The following is a 12,033-nucleotide window of genomic DNA, read 5'->3' on the forward strand; positions in this document are numbered from 1 at the left end:
TGTTCATAGCGAGTAACACAGAGCAGGATGCGTTTAGATGAACCCGTAGGGCAGCGCTTGTAGCGCATTTCTACTGTGTTGTTACATGTTCATGTAGAATAACTACACCACACATGTGCCGCCTTGTATAAATCCGCTACAAACTGCTGCAGAAACAAACAACAAAGGTCAACAGACCCTAAAATCATCACAATTAGGTTAAATTATTGACACCTAAGTGTAACCTCTCCCCCGTAAACTATGTACCCCTTTAAGGGTTAATCTAACTAGAGACACGGGATTCATACCATGAAAAACACCTTTACACCGATAGCACTGGCGGTTGCCAGCGCCTTTGTGTCGCTCTCGGCACAAGCGGATATTTTTATCTCCGAATACGTTGAAGGCAGCAGCAATAACAAGGCCATCGAGCTTTACAACCCGACCGACAGCGAAATCGATTTAAGCCAGTACCAGTTAGCCTTTTATTTTAACGGCAGCAGCAGCGCCGGCTTAACCCTACCGCTGACGGGCACCTTAGCGCCGCAAGGCGTGTATGTTGCCGCTCATAGTCTGGCGGCGGCAGAGATACTTGCAACCGCTTCTTTAACCAATGACAGCGGCTGGTTTAACGGTGATGATGCCATAGTACTGAGCAAGCAAGGCGAGGTTATCGACAGCATGGGTCAGGTGGGTATGGACCCAGGCTCAAGCTGGGGTGCTGGCACAAGTACAACACAAAACAATACCTTACGCCGCATCGATGGCACACCGGCACGCACGGATATCACCTCACCTTATGATCCAAGCGCTTATTTTAGCGGCGCCGGCAATGATAACTTTAGCGATCTCGGTCAGTATCTGGGCACTAACCCGCCGGTTGAGCCAGAGCCTGAACCAGAGCCGGATTTCAGCCTCACCTGTGCCGATACCGCCACGGCCATCCACAGCATTCAGGGTAATGGTGCGGTCAGCCCCATGGCTGGTGAGCAGGTGGTGGTTGAGGCCGTGGTCAGTGCCGACTTCCAAAACAGCAATGAGCTGAGTGGCTTCTTCTTATCTTCACTGCAAAGCGATAACGACCCAAGTACCTCGGAAGGTATCTTCGTATATCACAGGAATAATGACGTGAATGTCGGTGAGCGAGTGCGCCTAATCGCCACGGTAGCCGAATACTATGGCGCTACCCAGCTTAAAGATGTAACCGCCCTGGTCGATTGTGGCACCGCCGCGGTGAGCGCAACCCCATTGACCCTGCCGGTAGCGGATGTAAACGACCTAGAAGCCTATGAAGGCATGTTGGTGACTCTTGCCCAGCCTATGTATGTGGTCGATAACTACAACCTGGCGCGCTACGGCGAAGTGGGCCTGGCCAGCGAGCGTTTGTATCAAGGCACTCAGGTTGCCCTGCCCGGCGCTGCCGCCAATGCGGTAGAAGCCGATAACCTGTTAAAGCAATTACTGCTTGATGATGGCTCAACCCGTCAAAACCCAGCTCACATAGCCTACCCGGCGCCAGGACTTGATGCCTATAACACGCTGCGCCTGGGCGACACGGTCAGCGGCCTGACCGGGGTACTGGGATATGGTTTTGATCGTTACCGTCTGCACCCAAGCACGGCACCTCAGTTTGTTGCCGCCAATCCACGCACGGACGCACCTCAGCTTTTGGCCGAGGGCGATATCAAGGTAGCCAGCTTTAACGTCTTAAACTACTTCAATGGCGATGGTCAGCAAGGTGGCTTCCCCACCGCTCGCGGTGCCGACAGCCTGGAAGAATTTATTCGCCAGGAGCAGAAACTGGTCAGCGCCATCACCGCCATGAACGCGGATATTATCGGCCTGATGGAAATCGAAAACGATGGCTTTGGTGACTTCAGTGCCCTGAGCTCTTTGGTTAACGCCCTGAATGCGGCCAGCAGCGAGGGCGAATATGCCTTTGTCGATTTTGGTGTCGACCAAGTCGGTAGCGATGCCATCACCACGGCGCTGATTTATCGCAAGGACAAGGTAGAGGAAAATGGCCTTGCCGCCATTAACAACCAGGGTGCATTTGCCTATGGCAACCGCGCCGCCATAGCGCAAACATTTAAAGATATTGCCACCGATGAGGTGCTGACCGTTGCCGTTGCGCATCTTAAGTCAAAAGGCGGCTGTGGCAACGCTCAAGGTCTGGATGCAGATCAAAATGACGGCCAGGCCTGCTTTAACGCCACCCGAGTTGCCGGCGCCAATGAATTTGCCAGCTGGCTTGCTAATCACCCGACCGGTGTTGAAGACGAGGACATCATACTGGTAGGTGATATTAATGCCTACGCCATGGAAGAGCCGATGCAAGCCTTTGCTGACGCCGGTTTTGCTAACGTGCTACCGACGCTTGACGGTGATAACCTGAGCTACTCCTATAACTTCCAAGGCCGCATGGGTAGTCTGGATCATGCCCTCGCATCACCCAGTCTGATGGCCAAGGTGGTCGCGGCAACGGATTGGCATATCAATGCCGATGAACCGCGCGTGCTTGATTACAATCTGGAGTTTAAAACACAAGAGCAACAAGCCAGCTGGTACGCTGACCATGCGTATCGCGCTTCGGATCACGACCCTGTGATTGTCGCCATTAAGGCAGAGCCAAAGCCAAGCGAAGAGTTAAGCGGCGAATTCACCGCCATCAGCGGCTCATTCCAACCGAAAAACTTCACCATAGAGCTACCCATGGATTTCGATTATCTGGATATCGAGCTGGTAGGCGGCTGGGGTGAAGCCGATCTCTTTGTCAGCAAGCAACGCCGCGGCACGAAGAAACATGCCGATTGCGCCTCGCGCAACAGCGGCCCAGAGGAGCTTTGCCAGTTCACTAACCCGACTGCGGGCAAATGGAAGGTACGGGTTCAGGGCAACCAGCCTTATGGTGAAGTAACCCTGCGTTACCGCGCCACCAAGTACTAATCGCTTTAGTGTAATTAGTACTAAAAAGGGCAGATATCGTATCTGCCCTTTTTGTTGAGGATGCTTAATAAAAAAGCCTGCCGTGGCGCTTGTTGTAAGTTTAATAGCTGTCTGCTTTGAATTAACGCCTCAATGAGCCGCGCCGGCAGGCGTCGGCTTGATTGAATTGTTAACAGTTTATACGACTTACTATATGGCTTTTAACATACTCAAAATCTTCTTTCTTGGGCAATACACTTGATACAAGTGTAAGTTTACCGCCATCATGAAAAATATTTAAAAATAGATTTTTTTGGACTTTCTGCTCTGTAATATTTTCTATATTTTCATATTTCACGGTAACTATTTTATTGCTAATTCCGCTTTTAGGGGCCTGAATATATTCATCAGTAAGGACTAACTCATTCTTAGATGTAACACCTTTAAATAGGAGTACAGCGCCCAAAATCGAAAGAACACCAAAGAGCCCGGTGATGGCCCAGTAAAAAATAGAGGCACCTGTTGTTGAGAATTCAATTACCCGGTTTAAGATCAGGCCCCTATCGTTTTCACTGGCAACCTGACCCGTAAAATAGGAAAAAATGCCAAAAAACAAAATACAAAGGATAGCTACAAATAGTTTGGGCTTGTATGGATATCTAATCTCACTCATTACTATGATCTCCTCGATTGAGACTGTTAACAGTGTATTAGTGCGAATTCCCGGTTAAGGAAGTTATCCACAACCTAGGTTTTTCACGCTAACTAAAATTTTATTTAATAATACCAAAAAGTTACCAGCCATTTTGATTGCAAACAATAACAGGTGTGCAATTTAAACCGAGCCATCACTTAATCGAGCCATCTAAGGCTCGTTATGTAATTTATTATGTGCCCTATTTTCATATAGTTATTGCTTTATCCTAGATAGTCGAGCCGTTTTATTACATTACATAACGAGACCAAAGAGCACTGCCTTTGAATTCTAAACTGCACTCACAGGGATCGCCCTTCCCCGTTTTGATTCGCGCTGGAGAAATCGGCTTTTGTTGTGGAGTGTGCTTGAAACAACGAGATAGGCTGAAAGCGGAAACAAGCGAGTGAACAGTTTCACTCGCGCCGCTTGAAGGTGACGAGCTCTGCGAGGAGGGGGACTGCGTAGTTAGGTTTACCGAGTCAGGACGACTCGTTAAACCGTGTTGAAAGCTAAGCGGAACGCTTAACAAAAACCTGAGTTCGGAAGCATTAGCGAATTACGGGTTCGGGGAGTTTCCAAAGAGGGAGTCGAATCACTCCCTCTTTGGTTGTCGTCGCCAACGCGACATGAACTAACCTCTGTGCAAGAAATTCATTCATGAAGCTTGATTGCCGTCCCCGGCCTTTCGCTGGCTCAAGGCGTTCGCTTGCTAAAAATAGTTCACCGGACTATTTTCTTAACGCGCTCACCCAACACGACAAAATCTATCAGTAACTCCCTTTGTCGGCGCAAAGCACCGACCTACCTGACAATACCTGCGATTACCTGTAGGCGAGGCTTTAGCCTTGCAAGGTTGTCAATTGTCGGCCGTATCGGCAGTGAGCTCCTGCAGCGCTTTATTGTCAGGGTGAACCCTGACCTACAACGTTGTCGGTGACCTGACCATATCTATCAAATAACCACTGATGTCGGCGCAAAGCACCGACCTACAAGACCGCGATAGTCAGCGCAGTACAAGACCGCCTTTGTCGGCGGCCCGACAAAAACTAATGATGATGACCACCCTTTAGCGCCTGACCATCACTGCTGTAAAAGCCCGAGGCACCATGCTCGATAAAGCCTTGGTTAATCATTTTCGCCAGGAAAGGGTCTTGCTCGTTGTCGCCAACATCCGCATAGTCGGTGCTCTGGTAGCTATCCCAAAGTGCGAACTGGCGCTCAACCGCTTGTGGGTTAAGCTCATAACCCTGTAGCTTTAAGCTGTTTACTTGCTGCCACTGACCTTGATCGTCCTGCTGGCTTAGGGTCATGTTTTTTACCAGCTTAAGCTCGGGCAGCCAGGTAATGGCCAGCTTTTGCTGTTTATTGCCATGCTCATAGAATTCTTCACGTTCGCAGCCCTGCCCCTCAGAGCGCAGCGGTTGCTCCAGTAAGGCATTGCTTACTAACTGATATTTTTGGGCCCACTCAACTTTTTGACCCTGACTTTTAAGCTCGCCGGGCTGGTACTCAATACCTCTTTGGTATTGCTCAAAATAGCGTATTGGACGTAGCTGACCTGCGCTTAAATGTTGCCATTTTTCAACAAGGCCCTGAGCCATCGCCTGATGGGCAACTTCCTGACGCAAACGCCACAGGTTAAAGTCTTTGCCGTCCTGCTTGCCCTGTTGTTGCTGATAGCTGGCTTTAAGCACGTCGGCATTGGCATCACATTGTTCGGCAGGGGCTGCGTTGGCAACACCCGTTAGGGCACAACACAGTGCCGCGAGGGGAAAATACTTCATTTTTATTCCTTCAATACCAATTCTGTTGGGTATGTGAGCAAATATAGCGCTGGATAAATGATGTGATAACAAGGCGGAGTTTTTCTTATGTAGTTATTCTACATAGAAAAATTCTAACGCAGTTAGCACGATATTTAGCCCGCTAGAATGATTAGCTATTTAAGTGAATTGGTATAAGCAGGGCCGAGCATCGGCTCGGCCCATGGCTTATTACTTAGCTAACTTGGCTTCGGCTTTCTCTACCAGATCCGCGGCATAGTTCATCACGTGGAAGATGTAACTTTGCTCATTGGTACCTGTTACCAAGTGCGCGCCAGGGCCTTGAGCATAAACACCCACGTCCTCACCGGCGTGCGTTTCTGAGCTCATAGGTACCAGGGCTTCCTGGTGGAAACCTGGAGATGCAGTATCGATACCGCTAAGGTCAACACGACCGGTAACGATTTCACCGTTATAGCTGGCGTCGGCATCGGTTTCTGCGCCCAAGTCTTTAAAGCCGTTACCATTGGTGTAACCCAAGGTAGTGTAAGGCATGTTATCGGCAGCCAGAGTTGGCTTATCGCTGCCTACACCGACAACCTTACCCAGAATTGGGTTACCACGCTTAGGATAACCGGCAATGGTAAATACGTGGCTGTGGTCAGCGGTAACGATAATCAGGGTTTCTTCGCTGTTGGTATTGTCGATAGCCGCTTGTACCGCATCGGCAAAGGCCACGGTATCATACAAGGCGTTATAAGCATTACCGGCATGGTGAGCATGGTCGATACGACCCGCTTCAACAGTCAGGAAGAAGCCTTCATTGTTATTATCAAGTACGTCGATGGCCTTAGTGGTCATCTCGGCCAGCGACGGCTCACCGGCTACGTCATTGGCACGGTCTTGCTCGTACTGCATATGTGATTCGTTGAATAAACCGAATACGCGCTCTGTGCTCGCCGGGTCAATCTTATCGAAGCCAGCCTGATCCATCACATAAGTGCCGCTTGGATAGGCTTGCTGCCATTTAGCCGTTAAATCGATACCATCGGTACGATCACCCTCTGTGCTGCTAAGCGCATCGGCACTGTTAAATGCAGGGTCTTTAGGCAGGAAGTGACGACGACCGCCACCCATAACTACCTCGATACCGTCCACATCTACTGCGAAACGTTTTTCCAGGTTTTCCTCGAAGTTAACCAGCTGCATGGCGATATCCTGACAGCCCTCAGCCACAGCTGCGGCCGGCATATCAGATACATCTTCCCAGTTACGGTCTGCCGACTTAGCATAGGTTGCCGCCGGAGTCGCATGGGTAATACGTGCCGTTGAGATAATACCGGTAGACTTACCGGCAATTTCCGCCAGCTCTAATGCCGTTACCAGCTCGTTACCATAAACAGAAGCACAGCTGCCGCGCTCTACCGCTTCGGCCACACCGATCACGCCGGCATCGGTTTTTACGCCCGAGGCCATGGCCGTCATGGTACCGGCTGAGTCCGGTGTTTGTGCATCGACGTTATAAGTTTTTGAGAAACCAGAGTAAGGCATGGCTTCAAAACTAAGCTGGTGTTCTTCACCGGCCTTGTCTTCTAGCTGACCAGCAAGAATACGCGCCGCAGTCACGGTAGAAACACCCATGCCATCACCAACAAACAGGATCACGTTTTTGGCCTTGCCCGTAGTCGTTGCTAACGCTTCGCTACGCTCCTGAGCCTGACCCACCTTTTGCTGCGCATCAGTAAACCAAGGGTTGCTGGTTAAGCTTGCCAGCTCAGATGCATCCAGTGAGGTTTTAACGTCATTACAAACGGTTTTACTACCATCTACTTCGCCTTGCTCTAGCTGGCCGTTACCATTGTCGTCGGCACCAACCTGAGTCAAAACACCGCCATTGATACACTGGCTGTCACCAACCGGGATAGCGCTGTCCAGGCTTAGGGTCTTTGGCGCATCATCATCCGAGCAACCAGCTAATGCAGCCAGCACTGCTAGAGAAAGAAAACTTAACTTTTTCATTTTATTAATTCCTTATTGCTTGGTTAACTCAAGCGCCGAGTCGATAATGTGGAAAACCACGCTTTGCTCAACAACTCCCTGCGCCAAGTGTGCGCCTGGGCCCGTGGCATGCAGAGAAATATCTTCACCGGCATGAGTTTCGGAGCTTAATGGAATAGTTGCTTCCTGGTGGAAGCCAGGAGTCGATGTGTCCATACCTGTGATATCTTGGCGGCCCGCCATAGGCGCATCGTTGTAGCTGGCGTCGGCATCGGTTTCAACGCCCAGGTCACGGAAGCCCAGACCATTGGCGTAACCCAAGGTAGTGTAAGGCTTACCATCGGCGGCCAAAGTTGGCTTCTCGCTGCCTACGGCCACAACCTGACCCAGGATAGGGTTACCACGCTTCGGATAACCGGCAATGGTAAATACATGGCTGTGGTCGGCAGTAACCAGGATAAGGGTTTCTTCCGGGTTGGTATTTTCAACCGCATGCTGTACCGCTTTGGCCAGTTCAATGGTGTCATACAGAGCGTTGTAAGCATTACCGGCATGGTGGGCGTGGTCGATACGACCCGATTCTACGGTCAGGAAGAAGCCCTTGTCGTTGTTATCAAGGATATCGATGGCTTTAGCCGTCATCTCAGAAAGCGAAGGCTCACCGGCAATATCGTTTTCGCGGTCTTGCTCATACTGCATATGCGATTCATTAAACAGCGCAAACACACGCTCGGCATTATCGCTAAGGGCTTCAAAACCGGCACGATCCCAAACATACACACCGTTTTCGTATTGCTCTTGCCATTGCGCCGTTAAATCAAGACCATCGGTGCGGTCGCCTTCAACCGTGCTAAGGGCATCGTCACTGTTAAAAGCTTCGTCTTTAGGCAAGAAGTGGCGACGACCACCGCCCATCACGACTTCGATACCATCGACATCTGTGCCCAGGTAGCGTGCTTCTAAATTCTTTTCAAAGTTAACCAGCTGTGCGGCGATATCCTGACAACCTGCGGCAACCGCTTCTTCTGGCATGTCTGAAACATCTTCCCAGTTACGGTCGGCCGACTTGGCATAGGTTGCCGCTGGCGTTGCGTGGGTGATACGTGCAGTTGAGACAACCCCGGTGCTTAAACCACGGATCTCGGCCAGTTCCAGCGCCGTTACCAGCTCATTGCCAGCAACCGATGCGCAGTTACCGCGCTCAACATCTTCGTCAACACCGATAACACCGGCATCGGTTTTTACACCCGAAACCATGGCTGTCATGGTACCCGCCGAATCTGGAGTCTGGGCATCGACATTATAGGTTTTCACTTGCGCCGAATACGGGAATTGCTCGAAGCTAAGGTAACCTTCTTCGCCGAGCTTATTATTGTCTTGGCCCTGTAGAATACGTGCTGCGGTCAGGGTCGAAATGCCCATGCCGTCACCGACAAAAAGGATCACGTTTTTAGCTTTAGTTTTTTTCTCTGCAGTGGCCTGCTGTAGCTTAGTGTTCAGCTTGTCTTGGTCGGCTTGATACCACTGGCTATTGGCTTGTGCTTCTGGCAAAACAGATGCAAAAGCCTGGCTTGATAGGGCCAGAGCCACTGATGTAGCAAGGGCTAACTTTGTCACTTTCATGATTGGTTCCCGAGTATTGGTTAAATAGCGCAGGGTAGAGGTACGCCTCTGTCGCGCTGATGCTTCAAAGCAAGGGATTTCCTTGCTGCAGCCCATACTCTAGTGAAGGAATGTTGCTAAAAAATAACTGTTTGTTGACCCTAAGATGACGAGAATATGACAGAGAGAAGTCAGTAAGGCCGTCGGCTGGCGAGATTTTAGGCATAAAAAAACCCAAGTCTAGGACTTGGGTTTTTCTGTAAAAAAGGCGGCTAATTACTTAGCAGCTTTTTTCGCTTTTTCAGCTGCAATTACTTCGTCCGCTACGTTGCTTGGACAAGGTGAGTAGTGTGAGAACTCCATAGAGAACTGACCACGACCTGAAGTAATAGTACGTAGGTGGCCGATGTAACCGAACATCTCAGATAGTGGTACTTCACCCTTGATGCGAACGCCCATAGCGCCTGCTTCTTGGTCTTTGATCATACCACGACGACGGTTAAGGTCACCGATTACGTCACCCACGTTGTCTTCCGGAGTGAACACGTCAACTTTCATGATTGGCTCAAGAAGCTGAGGGCCCGCTTTAGGGATAGACTGACGGAATGCGCCTTTAGCAGCGATTTCGAACGCGATGGCTGATGAGTCAACTGCGTGGAAACCACCGTCGAATAGCTCAACTTCAACGTCTAGTACTGGGAAGCCTGCAAGTACACCTTCCTGCATCATTGACGCGAAACCTTTCTCAACTGCTGGCCAGAATTCCTTAGGAACGTTACCACCAACAACTGATGAAGTGAAAGTGAAGCCTGAGTTTTGCTCACCTGGCTTGATGCGGTAGTCGATCTTACCGAACTGACCAGAACCACCAGACTGTTTCTTGTGCGTGTAGCTGTCTTCAACTTGCTGCGTGATAGTTTCACGGTAAGCAACCTGAGGCTGACCAACGATTAGGTCTACGCCGTAAGTACGCTTAAGGATATCAACTTTGATATCTAGGTGTAGCTCACCCATACCTTTAAGGATGGTTTCACCTGAATCTTCGTCGGTCTCAACTTGGAAAGAAGGATCTTCTGCAACCATTTTACCGATAGCAACACCCATCTTCTCGTTACCGCCTTTGTCCTTAGGAGCAACAGCGATTGAGATTACTGGATCAGGGAAGATCATAGCTTCAAGCGTACATTCGTGCTTAGGATCACAAAGAGTGTGACCAGTTTGAACGTTCTTCATACCTACAACAGCGATGATGTCACCGGCTTGAGCTTCGGTAAGTTCAGTACGCTCGTCCGCTTGCATCTCAACCATACGGCCGATACGCTCAGTTTTACCCGTAGCAGAGTTAAGGATGGTGTCACCCTTCTTCATGCGGCCTGAGTAAATACGGATAAAGGTAAGTGCACCGAAACGGTCGTCCATGATTTTGAACGCAAGCGCTTTTAGTGGCTCATCTGCAGAAACAGTTGCTACTTCACCAGTAGGCTCACCAGTTTCAGGATCAGTTAGCGGCTGTGGATCAACTTCTGTAGGAGCTGGTAGGTAATCTACAACAGCGTCTAGTACTAGTTGCATACCTTTGTTCTTGAACGCAGAACCACAGAAAGTCGGGAAGAAGGCTAGATCACGAGTACCTTTACGGATACATGCTTTGATCTGCTCGATAGAAGGCATTTCACCTTCCATGTAGGCTTCCATTAGCTCGTCGTCTTGCTCAACCGCAGTTTCGATTAGCATTTCATGGTATTCTTCAACTTTGTCTACCATGTCTGCAGGAACGTCTTGTACTTCGTAGTTTTCAGGAAGACCTGTCTCGTCCCAAACGTATGCTTTTTTCTCAAGTACGTCAACAACACCACAGAATTGGTCTTCGATACCAATTGGAAGTGTCATAACTAGTGGGTTAGCGCCAAGTACTTTTTCTACTTGACCAACTACGCGATAGAAATCGGCACCCATACGGTCTAGTTTGTTTACGAAGATAACACGTGCAACTTCTGATTCGTTCGCATAACGCCAGTTGGTTTCTGATTGCGGCTCAACACCACCAGAACCACAGAATACACCGATACCACCGTCTAGTACTTTAAGTGAACGGTATACTTCAACTGTGAAGTCAACGTGTCCAGGAGTGTCGATTACGTTTAGGCGGTGACCTTTCCACTCACATGTTACGGCTGCTGACTGGATTGTGATACCACGCTCTGCTTCCTGCTCCATGAAGTCGGTAGTTGACTCACCGTCATGTACTTCACCGGTTTTGTGGATCTTACCGGTAAGCTTAAGAATACGCTCAGTGGTGGTAGTTTTACCCGCATCAACGTGCGCGAAAATACCAATGTTTCTGTATTTGGATAAATCTGCCATTTCTATACTCTGATTGGTCGAAAAATTATTCGGCGGGAGTATATCACCTCTCGTGGCGAACATCATCATAGAAACCGCTTAAAATGCAATCAAATTTAGAAAAACTAAGCGAGCGGGTCTTCGCGGATGCTGAAAATGTCGTCCGCTGCCGCACCATGATAAAAAATGAGATCGAAACTTGGTACGGCCAGTATTTTAGGAACGCGAAAAGCGAGGTAGAAGTGGTATTTCAAGCTGATATTAGCGAGATCTAGATATGAAGGCGATACGCAGTGGTGGCGATCCTGGATGACCTAGTGAGAAATCAGAGAAAGTTTACAAGAAAAGTGCTTGTGGGAGCTGTGAATATTGAAGGTGAACCGACGACCAGAGGTCGATAACTATAAATTTAAAGGGAGATTAATAAGAAAATCTACCAAGGAATTGGTTGCGGGAGCCGGATTTGAACGCGACACGCCGTGGTGGCGACCGTAGGTCGAACAATAATAAATTTGAAAACTTTAAGTGAGAAAACACTAAGAGTTGGTTTCGGGTGCTGTGAACGTTGAAAGCGAACTGACGACCGGAGGTCGATAATTATAGATTCAAGGGAGAAAAATAAGAAAATCTACCAAGGAATTGGTTGCGGGAGCCGGATTTGAACCGACGACCTTCGGGTTATGAGCCCGACGAGCTACCAGGCTGCTCCATCCCGCGCCAGTAGAC

General features: G+C 49.4%; 6 protein-coding genes and 1 tRNA gene. 1 reads left to right on the plus strand and 6 read right to left on the minus strand.

Going from position 1 to position 12,033, the window contains the following annotated elements:
- Positions 1-288 precede the first annotated feature (288 nt).
- On the plus strand, positions 289-2,925 hold the full coding sequence (locus tag C2M35_RS14670) for an ExeM/NucH family extracellular endonuclease (RefSeq protein ID WP_105265663.1): 2,637 nt from the start codon (positions 289-291) through the stop codon (positions 2,923-2,925).
- 169 nt (positions 2,926-3,094) lie between these two features.
- Here the strand turns inward: C2M35_RS14670 and C2M35_RS14675 are convergent, their stop codons facing one another.
- The 6 genes from C2M35_RS14675 to C2M35_RS14700 all read right to left on the minus strand — a co-directional run bounded on the left by C2M35_RS14675 (position 3,095) and on the right by C2M35_RS14700 (position 12,024).
- Positions 3,095-3,577 (minus strand): hypothetical protein, encoded by a 483-nt coding sequence (locus C2M35_RS14675; RefSeq protein WP_105265664.1) that lies wholly within the window; start codon positions 3,575-3,577, stop codon positions 3,095-3,097.
- A gap of 1,070 nt (positions 3,578-4,647) precedes the next feature.
- Complete coding sequence (locus C2M35_RS14680; RefSeq protein ID WP_105265665.1) at positions 4,648-5,385, minus strand: hypothetical protein; 738 nt, start codon at positions 5,383-5,385, stop codon at positions 4,648-4,650.
- A gap of 210 nt (positions 5,386-5,595) precedes the next feature.
- The gene (locus C2M35_RS14685) at positions 5,596-7,383 is read right to left on the minus strand and encodes an alkaline phosphatase (RefSeq protein ID WP_105265666.1); all 1,788 of its coding nucleotides are present in this window, start codon (positions 7,381-7,383) and stop codon (positions 5,596-5,598) included.
- A gap of 12 nt (positions 7,384-7,395) precedes the next feature.
- A complete protein-coding gene (locus tag C2M35_RS14690; RefSeq protein ID WP_105265667.1) occupies positions 7,396-8,985 on the minus strand; it encodes an alkaline phosphatase in 1,590 nt (529 codons plus the stop codon).
- 255 nt (positions 8,986-9,240) lie between these two features.
- A complete protein-coding gene (gene fusA / locus C2M35_RS14695) occupies positions 9,241-11,328 on the minus strand; it encodes an elongation factor G (RefSeq protein WP_105265668.1) in 2,088 nt (695 codons plus the stop codon).
- A gap of 619 nt (positions 11,329-11,947) precedes the next feature.
- A tRNA-Met gene (locus C2M35_RS14700) sits at positions 11,948-12,024 on the minus strand.
- Positions 12,025-12,033 lie beyond the last annotated feature (9 nt).

Source organism: Pseudoalteromonas sp. T1lg76, assembly GCF_002964725.1.
Taxonomy (GTDB): Bacteria; Pseudomonadota; Gammaproteobacteria; order Enterobacterales; family Alteromonadaceae; genus Pseudoalteromonas.

Bases quoted from the DNA above. Each gene is read 5' to 3' on its own strand.
- fusA (WP_105265668.1), bottom strand. From the start codon at position 11,328: ATGGCAGATTTATCCAAATACAGAAACATTGGTATTTTCGCGCACGTT.
- C2M35_RS14690 (WP_105265667.1), bottom strand. From the start codon at position 8,985: ATGAAAGTGACAAAGTTAGCCCTTGCTACATCAGTGGCTCTGGCCCTA.
- C2M35_RS14680 (WP_105265665.1), bottom strand. From the start codon at position 5,385: ATGAAGTATTTTCCCCTCGCGGCACTGTGTTGTGCCCTAACGGGTGTT.
- C2M35_RS14670 (WP_105265663.1), top strand. From the start codon at position 289: ATGAAAAACACCTTTACACCGATAGCACTGGCGGTTGCCAGCGCCTTT.
- C2M35_RS14675 (WP_105265664.1), bottom strand. From the start codon at position 3,577: ATGAGTGAGATTAGATATCCATACAAGCCCAAACTATTTGTAGCTATC.
- C2M35_RS14685 (WP_105265666.1), bottom strand. From the start codon at position 7,383: ATGAAAAAGTTAAGTTTTCTTTCTCTAGCAGTGCTGGCTGCATTAGCT.